Origin of the sequence: Rhizobium sp. AN68 (assembly GCF_030758035.1) — a bacterium.
GTDB lineage: Bacteria > Pseudomonadota > Alphaproteobacteria > Rhizobiales > Rhizobiaceae > Agrobacterium > Agrobacterium tumefaciens.
In genome coordinates, this window is the sequence record NZ_JARWMI010000002.1 from 1,790,554 (window position 1) to 1,807,099 (window position 16,546).

Consider the following 16,546-nt stretch of genomic DNA (forward strand, 5'->3'; position numbering starts at 1 on the left):
AACATCCGAAAGTGAAAAAAATGCCTCAAACCCTTGCAGCCCAACGAAAAGTCTCCAATCCGTGTAATGTTCTCGCCCTCTGCTCGCGCGACAATCCCGCGATCCTCACCATCGCCCATCGTGGGTTCTGGACCGCGACCGCTGAAAATTCGCTGGCTTCGGTTCGCGCAGCGGTCGCTGCCGGTGTGGAGATGATCGAGATCGACACGCAGGCGACAGCCGATGGCCGGCTGGTCGTCATTCACGACGAGACGCTCGACCGCACGACGACGGGGCGGGGGACAGTGAGCGAACTGGCCTTTGATGTCGTCCGTTCCGCACGGCTGAAGGCAGGTGCTGGCGGCGATGCAGCCGATGTGACGGAGGAATGCGTACCGACGCTGGAAGAATTGCTGGAAGAGGCGCGTGGCAAAATCACCGTCAATATCGATACCAAGTTCACCCGTGACCTGCCGCAGGTCATGGAAACCGTACTGCGCCTTGGCGTCGCGGATCAGGTTCTGGTGAAAACCGATATCGATCCTGAAGCCGAGCATTTCGGTGTGCTGGATACCGACTGGTTCGGCAAAATCCCGCATATGCCGATGTTTCCGGTGAGAAAGGGCAAGTTTGCCGAGGATCTGCGCCGCATCGAAGCGTTGCGCGCGCCGATGATCGAGGTAAAATTTACCGATATCGCTGATCTGGTTGAAGGCCGCGCCGAAATGGAGCGTCAGAATATCCGCCTCTGGATCAACACGCTCGACGTTTCCCATTGCCTCGATCTCAACGACACGCGCGCACTTTCCGATGCAGAAGGTGTGTGGGGCGCACTGGCGCAGGTCGGCGTCGGTGCAATCCAGACGGATGAAGTCGAGGCCTTCACGGGCTGGTTGAAGGCTGATGCAGGCGAGACGGGCAGGTCATGGACACGATGAACCAGCGCCTCGAGCGCGCAGCCGGCATCATAGAGGAGGCGATGGGTCTTGCCCTTCGCTTTTTCGAAGCGCGCGGCAGCATCGCCACCCGCACCAAGGGTTTTCAGGACTTCGTCTCGGAAGCGGATACCGCGGTTGAAAGGCTGGTGCGCGACCGGCTGGCGGCGGCATTTCCGGGTGAAACCGTTCTCGGCGAGGAGATGGGCGGGATCGCAGATGACGCCTATTGGATCATCGATCCCATCGACGGCACCGCAAACTTCCTTCGCGGCTCACCACTCTGGGGCATCTCGCTGGGCTTCGTGCGCAACGGCGTCCCGAAAATCGGGGTCGTCGCCATGCCAGTCTTCCAGGAGATCTATTCGGCTGCGGAAGGAACAGGGTTGCTGCTGAACGGCAAGCCGCATGCGCGCGATGTTCCATTTAAGGAGGTGCAGGTGATGTCGCTCGGTGACAGCGCGTCTGCCGATGCCGCGGAGGTGGCGGCGCTCAATGTCGGTTTGAGGCATGCCGGCTGGGTGGTGGAATCCATCCGTTCGACCTCGATTTCACTGGTTTTTGCAGCGCGCGGTATCTTCGATGGCCATCTGCAAAAACTGACGACCATGTGGGATATTGCCGGTGGCGTTGTCCTGGCACGGGAGGCGGGTCTTGACGTTCGGATTGGAACGCGCGGCGAAACCGGCATTCCCTGGGTTGTCGCCGCAACGCCTGAATTGATGGCCGTGACGGAAACGCTCTGGCCGGAGATCGCGGAATTGGTGCCGGCCGAACTTGCCTGAAATTCCCATAAAAACCGGTGCCGGGTGAGAGATCCAGACACCCGGCGCCTTCCACCGGCAACTGGACCGAAAAGCCTCTGACGACTGGCGGTTATGCCCAACCCTTCAGCGCCCGGCCGGAATAATAGCTGGGCGTTGTGGCGCGGTAGATCGGTATGCTGGCGGCACCGAGATGGGGTAGGTCGCTCATCATCGATTTGCGTATTTCAGGCGGCTCGACGAAAAAGTCTTCGCCGAGCATTTCAAGCGAGCCGATGCGCTGGACGATGTGTTCAAGAACCCAGTCAGGTAGCGATCCGCCAAAAATGATGGCGCCGGGATCCATCGTCCGGGCAACCGTCAGCGCCAGCAGACGAAGCTGGTCGGTCGCCCTTTCCAGCCAGGCAACCACGGCGGGGTGGTCGCAATAGCTTTCATCAATATCTTTCAAACGCCGGATGCCCACTCCGTGGGCGGCCAGCGTGTCGCAAAGGTCCTGTCCAGAGGGACGTGGATGGGATTTGGGAAACAGGCCGCCAAACTCGCCGGCATTGCCGTTCGTGCCGCGATAGAGATGGCGCTGAACCACAACGGCGCCGCCTATGCCGTATGTCAGCCAGATCATCGCAAAATTGCGGATGCTTCGACCCGCTCCGTAATACAGCTCCGAGAGGATGACGGTATTGCCGTCATTTTCGTGAAAGACCGGGAAATCGAAATAGGGCTGGAAGTCCTTGTCTACGTCGATGTCGCGCCAGCTCTCGAATTGCTTGATGCGAAAGACATGGCCTCGATCACGTTTGAAGTGGCCTGGAAAGCTGATGCCGCAGCCAAGCACATCCTTCTGTTTGATCTTCGCCTTTTCAACCACCTGTCGGGCGCCCGTCTCGGCCATCTCCATAATATGCTCGAAACTGTGCCCCTCAAGCTCCGACCTGATTTCCTGCCTGATCGTGCCGTTGAGATCGGCCAGGCAGACACGCAGATCGTCCGGGTTGAAATAGACCCCGAGTGTGAAAAGTCCGTTCGGATTGATCTCGATGGCAGTGGATGGCTTCCCCCTTTTGCCGTCGCTGCGCGCTTCCTCGGCTTCGAGGATCAGGCCGGATTCCAGAAGATTAGCCGTCAGGCGGGTGAGGGTCGGTGCGGAAACATCCATCTCGCGCGCCAGTTCGATGCGCGACATGCCTCCCTTGCCGCGCAGGATTTCGAGCAGACGCCGTTCATTGTAGCCGAGGTCGATCAACCAGGTCTCCCACGAGAAGTTAAGTCGGATGATTAGCGCAATTTCAGTGGCTGTGCACCCTGTTTTCCGGAACGTCCTGACTTTTCGGCTTCGCAGAGGAGACAAGGCCATCTTCAAATGTTGAGTTTTTTCAGACGGATATTTAATTTTTGTATTCAAGATAAATTGCAGCTTGACTAATTAATTTACGTAAAGAAAATAAATAGTAGACGGCGGGTAGCGACACGCAAAATCAATAAGAAATTATGTCGTACTGCCTTGCCAGTCAGGGAACAAAAAAAACGGAGCACCCTTTATGCGTCAATCATGCACTATTTTCGCGCGCCTTGTTGCTGGCGCAACTTTCCTTGCCAGTGCGGCTTTCGCCCATGCGGAAGGTACCGTCGTGGTCTATTCGGCAGCGCCGCAGCAGCTCATGGATGAGTTGCTGCCCATGTTTGAAAAGAAGACCGGCACCAAGGTCGAGCTTGTCAAAGCCGGGTCCGGCGAGCTGATGAACCGCATCAAGGCGGAAAGCGGCAAGGCGGCGGGCGACGTGATCTGGAGCGTTGATGGCACCGTCATCGACTTTTCCGCCGACCTCTTCGAACCTTACAAGCCTGTCGAGGCAGCATCGATCAACCCTGCCTTTTCGCCGAGCACCAACTGGGTTCCTTTTACCGCAGTCGTTACGGCCTTCATCGTCAACAAGGAAGCGCTGAAAGGTGCGCCGGTTCCGACATCCTGGGCCGATCTTGCCAAGCCTGAATACAAGGGCCTGATTTCCTCGGCCCGTGCAGATCAGTCCGGCTCCGCCTATATCCAGATGGCGACGGTTTTGCAGGATTTCGACAGTGAGGAGAAGGGCTGGGAAGTTTATACCGGCATTCTCGGCAACTCCGTTCTTTCCACCTCTTCAGGCGCTGTTCCGCGTTTCGTCAATGATGGCGAGCAGGCGGTAGGTATCACGCTCGAAGACGCCGCCCTGCGCTACAAGCTTGGCAGCGCCCCGGTAGAGATCGTTTATCCGAAAGAAGGCACGGCAATCGCGCCTGACGGCATGGCGCTCGTCAAGGGTGCGCCGAACGCCGAAAACGGCAAGGCCTTCATCGATTTCATCGTCTCCAAGGAAGCGCAGGAAGTCGTGGTGAAAGCCGGTCGTCGCTCGGTCAGAACCGATGTTCCTGCCAATTCGGCGCTCGTTCCGCTGTCCGATGTTCCGGATGCGAAGTACGACTTCAAATGGGCTGCGGACAACCGCTCGCGTCTGATGGAAAAGTGGAACGAGATCCTGCTCGACGTCCAGTAAGAACATTGCCGGGGGCGGTGCGTCAGGCAACAGTCCCCTGCTTACCTCTTTCACAACAGCATTTTCGTTCCGTCCACCGTGGTCGTGTGCCGCGCAGGATATGTCATGGAGCAGCACATGGCCGCCGTAGAAATTACCAGCATCAAGAAAAGTTACCGGGATGTCGTTGCCCTCTCCGACATCAACATCTCCATTCCCTCCGGATCGTTTTTTACGCTTCTTGGACCCAGCGGTTGTGGCAAGACGACCCTTTTGCGCACGATTGCCGGTTTTCACCAGCAGGATAGCGGCAGCATCAGCATCGAAAGACAGGCGATCGAACATGTGCCCGCCCACAAGCGCGATGTCGGCATGGTATTTCAGGATTACGCGGTGTTTCCGCATATTTCGGTGTTTGACAACATTGCCTTCGGTCTGAAACAGCGCAAGGCATCTTCAGCCGAGATCCGCGAACGGGTCGGCAAGATTCTCGATGTCGTGCAGCTCGCTCCCTATGCCAAGCGTATGCCTCACGAACTCTCCGGCGGCCAGCAGCAGCGTGTGGGTCTTGCGCGCGCACTCGTCATCAACCCGAAAGTGTTGTTGATGGACGAGCCGCTGTCCAACCTCGACGCCAAACTTCGCGTGGACCTGCGCCGGGAACTGCGTGAAATCCAGCAGGCCATGAACATCACCACCGTTTATGTCACGCATGATCAGGAAGAGGCGCTCGCCATGTCCGATCTGGTTTGCGTCATGTATGGCGGCGTCATTCAGCAGGCTGCACCACCGTGGGAAGTCTATAACAATCCCGCCAACCGCTTCGTCGCGTCGTTCGTGGGCGCAAACAACTTCCTGACGCTTGACCGTGCAGGCGGGCAGACATCCATTTCCGGCCACAAGGTCGCATTGCCGCAGGCGGATGCGATTTCCCCGCAGCGGAAGATCGTCGCCGCCATCCGCCCGGAGGCGATTTCTGTCGGTCCTGCCGCGATCGATGGTGACGAGCGCATCGAACTGCCCGTGACCATAAGACTGGTCAGCTTCACGGGGCGTGAGATGAACGTTGCAGCCGTTCTCTCGTCGGGCGAGGAAATCGAGGCGATCACCAAGCCATCGCCTGAGATCATTGCACTGCAGCCCAACCAGAAGACCACTTTCTCCTGGCGCGCGGCCGATGCGAAGCTGTTCGGCGAGGGCGTAACCGGGGAGCGCCTGTCATGACGGATATGACTGCGACTGCAACTCCCGGCGGTTTCCGCCTGCGACTGCCAGGTTTTTGGACAAGTGTGACGGTGTTTGCCGTCATCCTGCTGGCGATCTTCCTGATCCTGCCGATTTTCAGCGTCTTCTTCATCAGTTTCTTCGATGCCAAAACCGGTGCGTTCGGTCTCAGCAACTATGCGGAAGTGTTCACACGGCGTTTTTATACCGTCGCACTCTGGAATACGCTTCTGATCGGCGTGCTGGGCATGCTGGGCGCCTGCCTTCTCGGTATTCCGCTTGCCTTCTGCACCTCTCGCTATCGCATAAAGGGGCGCACTTTCATTGCCACCTTCGCGGTTCTGGTTCTGTGCGCACCGCCGTTCATTGGTGCTTATGCCTGGATTATGCTGTTCGGTGCCAACGGCGCGGTCACCAATCTCTTGTCCTTCGCCGGCATTTCGTTGCCGACGATCTACGGGATCCCGGGCATCGTAATGGTCTTCAGCCTGAAGTTCTTTCCCTACATCTTCCTGATGACGGAGAACGCGCTGAACACCATCAACAAGTCCTATGAGGACGCGGCGGAAAATCTCGGCTGCACGGCGTTCGAACGTTTCCGCAAGATCACCTTGCCGCTGGTCTTCCCGGCAGTCAGCACCGGCGCGATCATCTGCTTCGTGCTGTCCATCGCCGACTTCGGAACGCCGGCAATCCTCGGCAAGGGCATCAGAACGCTTTCGACCATCGCCTATGCGCAATACACCTCCGAAATGGCCGGTACGCCGACCATGGCGGTGACGATTTCCATGGTGATGATTGCAATTTCGATGGCGGCACTTCTGTTGCAGCGGCACATTCTTGCCAAGCGCCGTTACGCCAGTTCACTGACCAACAGGCCGGTAAAGCAGTCCATGCGCCCATTGAAGTCGTTCATCGTGCACGGCTTCTGCTATCTGGTCGTCTTCATCGCCATGCTGCCGTCGCTCACGGTCATCTACACCTCGTTTCTCGCAACCAGCGGTCCCGTCTTTACCGGCGGCTTCGGGTTGGACAGCTATGCCCGTATCCTTCGTGATTCACCGCAGGCGATTGCCAACAGTTTCACGTTTGCACTGGCTGCCGTGGTACTGATTGCGATCGTTTCCGGCCTGCTGTCCTTTATCGTGGTGCGACGCGACAATGCGGTCTCCGGCTCGCTCGATCTCCTGCTGATGGTGCCTTACCTCATTCCCGGCGTTGTCATGGCGATCGGCTACGTCACGACGTTCCGCTATCCACCCTTTGATATCACCGGGACGGCGCTCATCATCATCGTCCTGGTGTTTATCCGCCGGCTGCCCTACGGCGTCCGCTCCACGACATCGATCCTCAGGCAGATCAAACCGTCCATCGAGGAGGCTGCGGTCAATCTCGGGGCTTCGCCGGCAAAGACCTTCGTGTCGGTGACGGTGCCGCTGATGCTGCCCGGTCTCATCATCGGTTCGCTGATGAGCTTCATAACGGCTATCAACGAGTTATCCTCGACGCTGATCCTCTACACGGCACGAACGATCACCATGCCGGTTCTCATCTATGTTCAGGTGATTGACGGCGAGTTTGGCACGGCCGCGGCGCTTTCAACCGTTCTTCTGGTCAGCACCGGGCTTTGCGTCTTCATCGTGTTCCGTCTCTCGGAAGACAAAGAAGCCTCTTTCGTCTGAAACCATACCATCCCTCACCAAACGACTGCAGGAGCGGCGACATACGTGTCGCCGCCAGCCTCCCTCTGCCCAGCCTCCCTCTGCAAGGAATACACGACGATGAATATCGCGAGCTTTTCGCAATCGAAATACAAGAACGCCGCAAAGCCCGGGGACGATGTGGCACTGATCATACCGGGACGGGTTCTGGCCGTTTTTGACGGTGCGACCGACCCGACCGGTGCAAGTTACGGCGGCTTGAGCTCGGGCCGTATCGCAGCACTTGCTGCCGCAAATGCCGTGGCGAAGATGGGCCTCGATGGCACGCTGGAAAAAATTGCCGCTCCTCAGCTTTTTCAAGAGATCAGCGATATCCTAAAAAGCGAGGCGGAGCGCATCAATGCCAGCCATCCACCGTCGACAACCCTGGCAATCGTTGCCGACCTTGGAGACAGTTTCCGCCTGCTTCTGGCCGGCGATTCCGGTGTGCGTATCAACGGCTCCCGGTTGCTGCAGCACGCCAAGCTTATAGACAAGGTAAGTACATCGGCGCGCATCCTTGTTTTCAAACATCTTTTTGCCGCTTTGAGGGATGGTGATGCAGCTGAGGCACGCACGCGCGGGACCATCTTTTCCGGCCTGCGTTCCGCTGTCGAAAACGGCATCATGCCTGCGCAGGAGGCGGAGAATGTTGTCATTGCCGCAGCCCGCATGAGCGGTCTTGAGAGCGATATCGAAGCGGTCGAGGAATTCCTGATGGGCGGAATTCGCGTCCAGCCGCAATTCGCAAACAGGCAGGGACACGTGCTGGGATACGCCTCGGTCAATGGTGGGATGGTTATTGAGGACGGGACGGTCGACCTGTCGCTCGCCAAGGACACGATCAACAGTCTGGAAATCTTTACTGACGGCTATCTCTCACTACCCACCGGGATCGACGTCGTCGACTGGGAAGCCGAATTCGCTCGCGTTGAAGGGGCGGATTTTCACAAGATCAACGAGTACCCGTCGGTTAAGGGGTCAACATCGAGCGAATTCAGCGACGACAGGACCGTGTTGTGCATGAAGGCGCGGTGAAGAGATATCGGCGCCGAAAAGTATTTCGAAGCTGTCCGTCTTTCGAAATGACAACCGTGAAAATTCCACCGCTCATTGGCAGTGTTTGTCGTCCGCTATCGCCCCCATTGGAAAGGTCTTGCCCTTGAGGGCGAAAAAAGACGCTGCGCACATGAGATCATGGGAAGGTAAGTCTATGGTTTAGCTAACGGCTTACCTCCGTGCCTAGATAGTTGCGTTCACTCCAGAGCAAGGGTTTGCGCAGTGGATCAAAGCTCGCTTCGATGATCGATCCAATAAACAGGATGTGGTCGGCGGCATCAATGGAGCCAACGAGTTCGCAATCCATCGAGAGCAGCGCGTCGGCAAGCCTTGAGCTTCCTGACGGCCAGACGTCCCAATGGCCGACGGAAAAACGGTCCGGCAGGTTTCCTTTTCCGGCGAACACATCGGCGATCTCCTCCTGCCCTCTGGACAGCGCCGTGACGGAAAAGCGCCGGCTTGCTGCGACAACATCGACCATACGGCTACTGGCATCGATGGAGATCATTAGAAGCGGCGGTTCGGCGCTGAGCGGCATGAAGGACGTGATCGTACGTCCGATCTCGCTCGCCCGCATGGGAGGCCGTGGCCACGGCCACGGTGAAGACGAGGTTCGCCATAGCGTCCTTGAATTCACGCGGCGAGATTGTCGGAGAGGGGGAGGCTTTCAGCGGGACATGCGCGTGATTGACCACACCGCCATCGATCAGCGTAAAATTATGAGACATGCAGTGCCGGGCTAACCGCCCGCTCCCGGGTTCTTCGAAAAAATGGAAAACTTGGCCGCAGCACCCTTCATGATGTCGGCATCATCAGGCGGCGTTCTTTTCTGGTGCACGCGCGGCCAGATGTCGGAATAGTGGCGGTTGAGGTCGAGCCAGACATGCAGACCCGCCTCAGTATCCGGCCGGATTGCCGCGGCCGGACATTCGCGCTCGCAGATGCCGCAATCGATACATTGATCCGGGTGAATGACGAGCATGTTCTCGCCTTCATAAAAACATTCGACCGGGCAGACCTCCACGCAGTCCGTGTATTTGCAGGCGATGCAGTTTTCGGTGACGACATAGGGCATGGGAATGCTCGAATGGAGTTGCAGCCGGACGGCGGCTGTCCGGCTGCGCCTGATCCGGCCAGCCGCCCAGGGCAGCGGGGCCGGCCGGATCAGTGGGGCTCAAATTAAAAACGGGCGGCGACTGCCTGCCAGTTCACCAGATTGTCGAGGAAGTTCTCGACATAGGCCGGACGCTTGTTGCGGAAATCGATGTAATAGCTGTGTTCCCACACGTCGCAGCCCAGAAGCGCCTTCTGGCCGAAGCACAGCGGGTTGACGCCGTTTTCGGTGCGGGTGATCTTCAGCGAACCGTCGGTATCCACCACCAGCCACGCCCAGCCCGAGCCGAATTGCGAGGCGCCGGCAAGCGCAAAATTCTGCTTGAACAGTGCCACCGAGCCGAAAGACTGCGTCAGCGCATCTTCCAGCACCTTGGGGATCGCGTGTTTTTGTGGCCCCATGATTTCCCAGAAGAGATTGTGGTTCCAATGCTGGGAGGCATTGTTGAAGATGCCGGATTGCGCCACCGCACCCTTCTCATAGGTGCCCCGGACGATGTCCTCAAGGTTGCTTTTCTCCCATTCGGTGCCTGATATCGCCTTGTTGAGGTTATCGACATAGGCCTTGTGATGGAGATCATGATGAAACTTCAGCGTCTCCTCGGACATGCCAGAAGGGGCGAGCGCATCATGGGCATAGGGGAGGTCGGGAAGCTGGAAAGACATGAGGTATTCCTTTGTCACTGTTTGCTCAAGAGCATGGAAAAAGCCTTGCGAAAACAAGGTGACAATACTTCTAGGACCTCAATCACAGTTGAGGTCAAGCGGTTTTCGGGGGGATAAATACACGAGCTGGCGGGCTTATGAAACATGCGCCACGATGGCGCGGATTATCGCTCGTCGACGTTCACCGCGGCGACCCATTCTTCGAGTGCCCTGCGAATTGCCGAGTTCGCATCTTCCCCGCGGACGAATGCCCACCATGTATGTGCGCCTTGCCACAAGGCGGCCATCTGCCAGCCAAGCCGTTCCTCGCTAGCCTTGTCGTGGGTAAGGCGGCAGCCAAGCGCCTGGGCGAGGGTGTGTCCCCAGAGCGCACCTCTCGCGCGCAGCTTCGGATTGCGAATGTCTTCTCTCAGCAGCAGCAACCCGTCACTGGCATTTTGTTCTGCGGCTTCGGGGGGTATGAGGCGCATGAGAAGGGATATGGCGCCCTGCGGCGTCAATGGTTCCTCCTCATCGGCTGTTTCCGTTTCCGCCTGCAGCTTGTCCCAGGCGCGCAGAAGCACGGTTTCGACAAGGTCTTCGCGCTTGCCGTAACGCTGCACCAGGGTTGCCGCAGATAGGCCGCAGGCCTTTGCGGCTGCGGCAAAAGTCAGCCCGTCGGGGCCTGTCTGCAACATGAGGGGCAGCAGGACATCCAGAACCTGATAATCTGAAATCGACTTGTGTCTTGGCATGACATATATATAAACGTATATTCATTTATAAATCAAGGAGGATAATATGGCGATCATTCGCGGATATATCGCGGCGAGCCTGGACGGGCGGATCGTTTCTGGAGACGGCTCGCTAGACTGGCTCTACAAATATGATGATATGGACCTCGGCGAACACGATTATCGCCTTTTCCTGAAAAGAATTCGGACGGTGGTCATGGGGCGGGCGACCTATGATTTCATCGCCCGTGAACAGTCGCCTTGGGCTTATGGAGATCAACGCGTCATCGTCGTCACCTCAAGGCCGATCGAGGAGCCCAAGGGACCTCTGGAGGTGAGCACCGATCTGGGCTCGTTGATCGAAAAACTGCGCGCCCTCGATGATGGCGATGTCTGGATGCTGGGCGGCGGAAAGCTGCAGATGGCCTTTCTGGAGCGTGATGCACTGGATGAGATCGAGATTTATGTCATCCCGGAAATCCTCGGCTCAGGTGAGCCCCTTTTTCCGCTCACCGGGCATCGGACCAGTCCCACTCTCGTCAGCGCAACGGCAATCGAAAAGGGCTGTGTTCGATTACACTACCGCTTCTCGTAATGCTCTCGGATTCATGATGTTAGTGGGGCGGCGAGGAATGGTCGATACAGACCTTGCCAGCTGCTCCCGGCCTGACTGCGTGGTTTCCGCCCTCAAAGCCCGAGAAACTTAAAGGGCTTGGTATCCTTCAAGCTCTCGTTCGCCATGCCCGAATAGATGTGGATCTGATTGGGCCCCAGGTCGAGTTTCTTGACCTTACCCGTCTCTTTCGAAAGGTCGAGTTGAGTCATGTCGATCCAGAAGATGTTCGGCGTCAATGCGGATTCGAAGAAATAGAGCTTGCGTTTGTGGTCAATCACGGTGCGCCAGCGGGTGGAGGAAATATTTGGCTGGTCCGGCGTGGTTATGCCGTATGGAACCGACACATTGCGGATGACGCTAAAGACGCTGGCGATGGCTTCGACCGGATTTTCGCTCTTGGGTATGGCGTTTGCGTAGAAAGAAGCCCGGGCGAACCGGTCCGAGGCGCGATTGGTGCCCGGCAGCATGACGGTGCCGCCAATCTGCTTCCAATATTCGTTGAGCGCCAGCTGGTGATCGAAGGTCGGCGAATTGGTCATCACCTGATATTGACGACCGTGGTGGATGACCTGCTTGCCATCAATATATTCGATGATCGCGCTGTCACCAGTCGCATCCGATAGGGAGAGGTGTAAGGTCGCCAGACGTTCTTCGCCGGGAACATTGTCGGTGACAATGGTGAATGGGTTCTTCTCGAGCGCGCTGACGGCTTCGTCCACCGTTGCGAAATTATCGAGCGCATATTGAGCCCAGGCGGCGATGGAAAGGCCCGGCGATTTCCCGTCATAAACGGGATAGCTCGACTCGACCAGCCAGAGAACATTTGCAGCAAGGCCTGCCTCATTCATGCCGTCTGTCGTCGAAATATCGTAACCTGAAGCAATGACGCTGCCGTATTTCGAGGTCCATTTGACCGAATTCGGCCCGGCCTCGCCGGAGCGTTCCATGCCGCGCGGAAATACCCAGATGTTGGTTCCGACATCCGTCTTCCAATCCATCGACCGGGCCGTCATCACCTGATCATTTTCGCCCAGATAGACGAAGCGCGTGCAGGCTTCGGCCACCGATGTCGTCAGTGTTGCGACAGACAATATCGCGGCGGTGCAGGTGGAAAAAATCGGCAAGGTCTTCAGGCGCATGGAAAAGCCTCCGGTGTTCGCGGCACAAGATACAGCGTATGATAGAAAATCGGACTTGTTGCCGGAAGTCAAATACGCTTAGCTACGGACGATTGTTGGGGGAGAAGGCATTGCTAAAATTATCAATTTTTTCGGCCCTTATGGCTTTTTCCGCAACCGCGGCCACTGCTGCAGACGACGTTGTTGCCACACCCGCGACGGTTGATGTGGCACCAGACTGGGCATTTCAGGCGACGGGTTACCTCTGGGCGACCGGCTTGAATGGCAACGTGTCGCCGTTCCAACGTGCCCCGACCCTCCATGTGGAGAAATCCTTTTCAGATGTCATGGATGATCTCAATTTCGGTGGGTTTCTCAACATCTGGGGACGTTACGACCGTTTCGTCCTTTCCGGCGATTTGATGTATGTCGATACCACCGACAGCAAGGCAGCCGGTCCGCTACCGGCGCTGCAAATTCCGGGTTTGCCAACCTTGCCTGCCGGTGCCGCCATCAATGCGAATGTGGATACACAGGAATTCATGGCGACGTTGCAGGCAGGGTACCGTGTCATCGATGCAGACGGGTTTTCGCTCGACGCGCTCGCAGGCGCGCGCTTCTGGCACATTTCAAACGAAGTTGCGGTCACTGCCAGCCATCCGTTGATCGGCAGCGTTTCCGCCACCCACAGAGAGAGTTTCGGCTGGGTCGACCCCGTCATCGGCGCACGCGCCTTTTTCGGCCTCACGGATATGCTGTCCGTTCAGGGGCAGGTGGATATCGGCGGTTTCGGTGCGGGATCCGATCTCACCTGGTCAGCACTCGCGACGGTGAACTACATCTTTACCGACACATTGTCGGTCTCGGCAGGCTACAAGGTGCTCGACGTTGATTACTCGCACGATGGTTACGTCTTCGATTCACGGCTGAGCGGACCGGTTGTCGGGTTGACGTACCGGTTTTAGTCACTGTTGTCGCGTGTCTCATCGCCTTTTCTCACCCGTCCCAGAAACAATTTTAGTTTCTTCTTAACTTTGGTTTTCATCTCGACTTTTTTGACGAAACAACTCGCGCGGCGGTCAGTGCCAAGACGTTAAACACGTTGACTGATCCCAAACTCGCGAACCTGACGCAAGCTGAACGAGTGCAGGTCCTGCGCTCCACCGGATTTGCGGCCGGTAGCAGCATTTCCTCGAGTGGCGAGGGAGCAATGATGTCTTGGTGGCTGATGAACGCCATCGACAAGCTTGACGGGCGGCCGTATGGCGGCAATCTCAAAGCCTATCTTGAAGGAACGGGTGAAGGTGCACGGTTCGCGGAAGAGTTCGGACCTGAGCGCTGGGCGATCTGGAACGACTCGTCGCTAACGTGGGATGAGAAGTTTGCCCAGCTCGAAAAGACTGGTCTTGACGTCGGCACAATCATTGCAATGGCTATATTGGGCAGGGTGGCCAAAACTGGCGGTAGAGGGCCGGTTTATCGGTCCAATAAAGAGGCAAGATAGCAGCCGAGGCGCTTGGATTTAAGAAAATAAATGAAACGATTCACGGTGGGCAACCGGTATACAAAAATGGGACTTTATACATAACGAGAGATTTGGATGGCCATAATGGAGGCGCTTGGAAGATGGCCACTTCCGTTAAGGACCTCGCAGGTAAGGGGAGGCGCCTCGGAACTTATGACTCAAATCTGAAACGTATAGGGGATGGATAATGAACGTTAAAACACAGACGATAGGAATTTGGCTAATAAAGGGAAAACTATTGAAGAGCTGATAAAAGAACTTCGGTCCTTTGAAAGTCAAGAATTGCCGGTAGAAATATCTATTGATGGAGGTGATGATGTTCGATCGGCCGGTCTTGTGGGGAAAAAGGACGGGAAATGCTTACTTATCTACTTGAATAAATAGATTTTATCAACTCCCACTAGCCCGCTACATACAGCACTATTACCAATAAAAGCCGTCTAGTATCTGCGTAATCCTGCCAAACCTGTGGACTCCGTATCCATGGTTCCGGGCAGATATCCCGACATGGAATGCGGTCGGTCAATGGAGGCTTCGGTGGCCTCTTGAACCAGGAGCTGAAGAACGACTGCGAGAAGCCGGTTGGCGATGTGGTCAGGGCGCACTTGCGTTTCTCCTATTCGAGCGCGTTGACCAGTTCGACGGCACCGATTGCCGCCGCGAGATGCGTCTTGCCTGTGTCTGGACCGCCGACCGGAAAGATGTTGTTGGCGTCGTCGAGGAAGTTGCAGCGATGAAGTTCACGGACCAGCGCCTCGTTGATCTCGCCGGTGGTAAAATCGAAGCCATTCAGATCACGATTTGCGGGAAAGCAGGAGGTTCTGGGCCAATAGGCACTCGATCCCACCTCCGTGAGTTCGCCGACGGCTTGTGCCATGCCGTGAGTCTCTGCCTAAGCATGATAACGACCGCTCCACTTGCTGGATTATGACGTATTGCGGGCCTTCGCCTTTCTAAGGGCATCGTATCATTTGACATTCGCCTTCGGCTCGTTGATGAGCGTCAGGGCTTGCGGCGCATCGGCGGGCGTAATCGTGGGCGCCTACTATCGACTCTGTCCAAGCCCCCCCCCGAGACCTGGCAAGCTTGCCGTCTAATTGCGCCCCTGCCTGTTTGCCGAGGGAGACGCTAGCAACATCGAATGGGTATTTCGACTACTAAAAGTAGCAGTCGCCAACAGGTATTGCTCGTGTTTGAATAGGAAACAAACGCATCAATCCGGGGAGGGCGATACGCGCAAACCCGATCGCATGGCGGATCAGGGACAAGTGACAAGGGAGATGGACGATAGGAGGAGTGAGTTTGCAGGCGCGACTGGGCAAACAGGAGCGGGCGCAGGCAACGCGGCGGAAGATTTTGGGTGCGGGAGACAGGCACTCGATTGGCGGCTGCCAATAATCGGAGTTTTAAAGAAGTTCACAATGGCCCATACAGGATACCGTCCAGAAACGGAGCAGACATGAAGACCAGCCTTGAACATTTGCCGGAACGAAAGCAACGCGAGCTCGCGCGCGTCGTCGGAATTATTCAGGAAGAGTTTGCTGATCTGGTGGAGCGCTCGAAGTCTGATGCCAAAAAGGACGGACGGATTTTCAAAATCATTCTGTTCGGTTCTTACGCACGTGGCACCTGGGTGGATGAACCGCATACGTCGAAAGGCTACCGCTCGGATTTCGATATCCTAGTCATCGTCAGCAACAAGGAACTTGCCGATCCCAAATACTGGGACAAGACAACAGACCGGCTGATGTGGGACAAGGAGATTGAGACACCCGTTGGTCTCATCGTGCATGGCGCCCGCGAGATCAGCAATTTTTTACATGATGGCCAATACTTCTTCGTCGACCTCGCTCGAGAAGGCATCCTCCTCTACGAATTCGACGATCGGCCGCTGGCTGAAGCGAAACCACTTAGCCCTGCCGACGCGCTTAGGGTTGCCGAGGAGCATTTCCGCAGGCATTTTCCTGATGCACAAACCTTCATCAAGTTGGCTGGCTATGCCCTGAAGGACAACAATGCCAACATCGCCGCCTTCCAACTGCATCAGGCAGTGGAGACTGCCTACAACTGCTACCTCCTGACACTGACAAACTATTCGCCTGCGTCGCACAACCTCAAATTCCTGCGTGGACTTTCCGAAGGTCGTGATCACCGTTTGATCGACATCTGGCCACGCGATCGTCAGCGATTTACCACATGGTACAACATCCTGAATGAGGCCTACGTCAAGGCACGCTATTCGAAGGGTTTCGAGGTTTCCGAAGAGGCGCTCACCTGGCTTCAGGAGCGGACCGCGGAACTTCATAAGCTGGTTGAGACGCTTTGCCGCGAACACATCGAAAAGCTCGAACAGGCCGCGAACGCCAGCGACTGAGCTTCACGGGTCGCACAAAGTCTCCTGTACTCAGGTGGCAGCCATCGCAAGGTGATGAACCACAGGGTGCAACCCATTCTTTCAGTCCTGTTCATCGTCACGTTTTGGTCGGCATGGGCGGCCGCCATTGCCTCGAGCAAACGGGTTTCGGTCGCTGCTCGCTTGTCTACATCACCCAGGTTTCTTAACGCTGCTGGCGCTTGCCGCTATAAGCGTCCGCACACGCGCTGTAGACTGGTAACCCAGT

At 56.7% G+C, this 16,546-nt stretch carries 16 protein-coding genes and 2 pseudogenes; 11 read left to right on the forward strand and 7 right to left on the reverse strand.

Annotated elements, in window-relative coordinates; translation table 11 throughout:
- The first annotated feature begins 20 nt into the window (after window positions 1–20).
- Window positions 21–917 carry a glycerophosphodiester phosphodiesterase family protein gene (locus RBH71_RS11580; protein ID WP_111788527.1) on the forward strand — a complete coding sequence of 299 codons (897 nt, stop codon included), beginning with the start codon at window positions 21–23 and terminating at the stop codon, window positions 915–917.
- The gene (locus tag RBH71_RS11585; RefSeq protein ID WP_162632723.1) at window positions 905–1,699 is read left to right on the forward strand and encodes an inositol monophosphatase family protein; all 795 of its coding nucleotides are present in this window, start codon (window positions 905–907) and stop codon (window positions 1,697–1,699) included. The genes RBH71_RS11580 and RBH71_RS11585 overlap by 13 nt, the downstream gene beginning before the upstream one ends.
- 91 nt (window positions 1,700–1,790) lie before the next feature.
- On the opposite strand, the gene RBH71_RS11590 is transcribed toward RBH71_RS11585, so the two are convergent.
- The gene (locus RBH71_RS11590) at window positions 1,791–2,924 is read right to left on the reverse strand and encodes an ROK family transcriptional regulator (protein ID WP_111827932.1); all 1,134 of its coding nucleotides are present in this window, start codon (window positions 2,922–2,924) and stop codon (window positions 1,791–1,793) included.
- Between the two features lie 295 nt (window positions 2,925–3,219).
- Between RBH71_RS11590 and RBH71_RS11595 the strand changes: the two genes are divergently transcribed.
- From RBH71_RS11595 to RBH71_RS11610, 4 genes are all read left to right on the forward strand, one after another.
- The gene (locus tag RBH71_RS11595; RefSeq protein WP_013762397.1) at window positions 3,220–4,212 is read left to right on the forward strand and encodes an ABC transporter substrate-binding protein; all 993 of its coding nucleotides are present in this window, start codon (window positions 3,220–3,222) and stop codon (window positions 4,210–4,212) included.
- A gap of 117 nt (window positions 4,213–4,329) precedes the next feature.
- Complete coding sequence (locus RBH71_RS11600; protein ID WP_004431090.1) at window positions 4,330–5,415, forward strand: ABC transporter ATP-binding protein; 1,086 nt, start codon at window positions 4,330–4,332, stop codon at window positions 5,413–5,415.
- Window positions 5,412–7,097, forward strand: a complete 1,686-nt coding sequence (locus RBH71_RS11605; protein ID WP_035200257.1) for an ABC transporter permease — start codon at window positions 5,412–5,414, stop codon at window positions 7,095–7,097. Before RBH71_RS11600 ends, RBH71_RS11605 begins: the two co-directional genes overlap by 4 nt.
- 99 nt (window positions 7,098–7,196) lie before the next feature.
- On the forward strand, window positions 7,197–8,153 hold the full coding sequence (locus tag RBH71_RS11610) for a hypothetical protein (protein WP_111827931.1): 957 nt from the start codon (window positions 7,197–7,199) through the stop codon (window positions 8,151–8,153).
- 184 nt (window positions 8,154–8,337) lie between these two features.
- Here the strand turns inward: RBH71_RS11610 and RBH71_RS11615 are convergent.
- From RBH71_RS11615 to RBH71_RS11630, 4 genes and pseudogenes are all read right to left on the reverse strand, one after another.
- Window positions 8,338–8,902 (reverse strand): annotated as a pseudogene (locus RBH71_RS11615) (flavin reductase family protein).
- An 11-nt stretch (window positions 8,903–8,913) separates the two neighbouring features.
- Window positions 8,914–9,249, reverse strand: a complete 336-nt coding sequence (fdxA, locus tag RBH71_RS11620) for a ferredoxin FdxA (protein ID WP_111800756.1) — start codon at window positions 9,247–9,249, stop codon at window positions 8,914–8,916.
- Between the two features lie 104 nt (window positions 9,250–9,353).
- Window positions 9,354–9,953, reverse strand: a complete 600-nt coding sequence (locus tag RBH71_RS11625; protein WP_038495165.1) for a superoxide dismutase — start codon at window positions 9,951–9,953, stop codon at window positions 9,354–9,356.
- A 164-nt stretch (window positions 9,954–10,117) separates the two neighbouring features.
- Window positions 10,118–10,687: a TetR/AcrR family transcriptional regulator gene (locus RBH71_RS11630; protein ID WP_111827929.1), complete on the reverse strand. Its 570-nt coding sequence runs from the start codon at window positions 10,685–10,687 to the stop codon at window positions 10,118–10,120.
- A 46-nt stretch (window positions 10,688–10,733) separates the two neighbouring features.
- On the opposite strand from RBH71_RS11630, the gene RBH71_RS11635 reads away from it, so the two are divergent.
- Window positions 10,734–11,261 (forward strand): dihydrofolate reductase family protein, encoded by a 528-nt coding sequence (locus RBH71_RS11635; RefSeq protein WP_038495171.1) that lies wholly within the window; start codon window positions 10,734–10,736, stop codon window positions 11,259–11,261.
- 92 nt (window positions 11,262–11,353) lie between these two features.
- Here RBH71_RS11635 and RBH71_RS11640 read toward each other — a convergent pair whose 3' ends face one another.
- Window positions 11,354–12,421 carry a linear amide C-N hydrolase gene (locus tag RBH71_RS11640; RefSeq protein ID WP_323687301.1) on the reverse strand — a complete coding sequence of 356 codons (1,068 nt, stop codon included), beginning with the start codon at window positions 12,419–12,421 and terminating at the stop codon, window positions 11,354–11,356.
- A 140-nt stretch (window positions 12,422–12,561) separates the two neighbouring features.
- Here RBH71_RS11640 and RBH71_RS11645 point away from each other — a divergent pair, with 140 nt between their 5' ends.
- The 3 genes from RBH71_RS11645 (at window position 12,562) to RBH71_RS11655 (ending at window position 14,113) form a co-directional block, all read left to right on the forward strand.
- Window positions 12,562–13,365: a hypothetical protein gene (locus RBH71_RS11645; protein WP_323687386.1), complete on the forward strand. Its 804-nt coding sequence runs from the start codon at window positions 12,562–12,564 to the stop codon at window positions 13,363–13,365.
- Between the two features lie 137 nt (window positions 13,366–13,502).
- Window positions 13,503–13,904, forward strand: a complete 402-nt coding sequence (locus tag RBH71_RS11650) for a hypothetical protein (protein ID WP_323687302.1) — start codon at window positions 13,503–13,505, stop codon at window positions 13,902–13,904.
- A gap of 38 nt (window positions 13,905–13,942) precedes the next feature.
- Window positions 13,943–14,113 (forward strand): toxin C-terminal domain-containing protein, encoded by a 171-nt coding sequence (locus RBH71_RS11655; protein WP_323687387.1) that lies wholly within the window; start codon window positions 13,943–13,945, stop codon window positions 14,111–14,113.
- 431 nt (window positions 14,114–14,544) lie between these two features.
- On the opposite strand, the pseudogene RBH71_RS11660 reads toward RBH71_RS11655, so the two are convergent.
- Window positions 14,545–14,861: pseudogene (locus tag RBH71_RS11660) on the reverse strand (ATP-binding protein); the annotation flags it as partial.
- Between the two features lie 523 nt (window positions 14,862–15,384).
- Between RBH71_RS11660 and RBH71_RS11665 the strand changes: the two are divergent.
- On the forward strand, window positions 15,385–16,299 hold the full coding sequence (locus RBH71_RS11665) for a nucleotidyltransferase and HEPN domain-containing protein (protein WP_111803176.1): 915 nt from the start codon (window positions 15,385–15,387) through the stop codon (window positions 16,297–16,299).
- The last annotated feature ends 247 nt before the right edge of the window (window positions 16,300–16,546 follow it).

Coding starts and splice junctions, on each gene's coding strand:
- RBH71_RS11640 (WP_323687301.1), bottom strand. CDS start 12,421: ATGCGCCTGAAGACCTTGCCGATTTTTTCCACCTGCACCGCCGCGATA.
- RBH71_RS11580 (WP_111788527.1), top strand. CDS start 21: ATGCCTCAAACCCTTGCAGCCCAACGAAAAGTCTCCAATCCGTGTAAT.
- RBH71_RS11645 (WP_323687386.1), top strand. CDS start 12,562: ATGGCTTTTTCCGCAACCGCGGCCACTGCTGCAGACGACGTTGTTGCC.
- RBH71_RS11610 (WP_111827931.1), top strand. CDS start 7,197: ATGAATATCGCGAGCTTTTCGCAATCGAAATACAAGAACGCCGCAAAG.
- RBH71_RS11635 (WP_038495171.1), top strand. CDS start 10,734: ATGGCGATCATTCGCGGATATATCGCGGCGAGCCTGGACGGGCGGATC.
- RBH71_RS11605 (WP_035200257.1), top strand. CDS start 5,412: ATGACGGATATGACTGCGACTGCAACTCCCGGCGGTTTCCGCCTGCGA.
- RBH71_RS11595 (WP_013762397.1), top strand. CDS start 3,220: ATGCGTCAATCATGCACTATTTTCGCGCGCCTTGTTGCTGGCGCAACT.
- fdxA (WP_111800756.1), bottom strand. CDS start 9,249: ATGCCCTATGTCGTCACCGAAAACTGCATCGCCTGCAAATACACGGAC.
- RBH71_RS11625 (WP_038495165.1), bottom strand. CDS start 9,953: ATGTCTTTCCAGCTTCCCGACCTCCCCTATGCCCATGATGCGCTCGCC.
- RBH71_RS11630 (WP_111827929.1), bottom strand. CDS start 10,687: ATGCCAAGACACAAGTCGATTTCAGATTATCAGGTTCTGGATGTCCTG.
- RBH71_RS11585 (WP_162632723.1), top strand. CDS start 905: ATGGACACGATGAACCAGCGCCTCGAGCGCGCAGCCGGCATCATAGAG.
- RBH71_RS11600 (WP_004431090.1), top strand. CDS start 4,330: ATGGCCGCCGTAGAAATTACCAGCATCAAGAAAAGTTACCGGGATGTC.
- RBH71_RS11665 (WP_111803176.1), top strand. CDS start 15,385: ATGAAGACCAGCCTTGAACATTTGCCGGAACGAAAGCAACGCGAGCTC.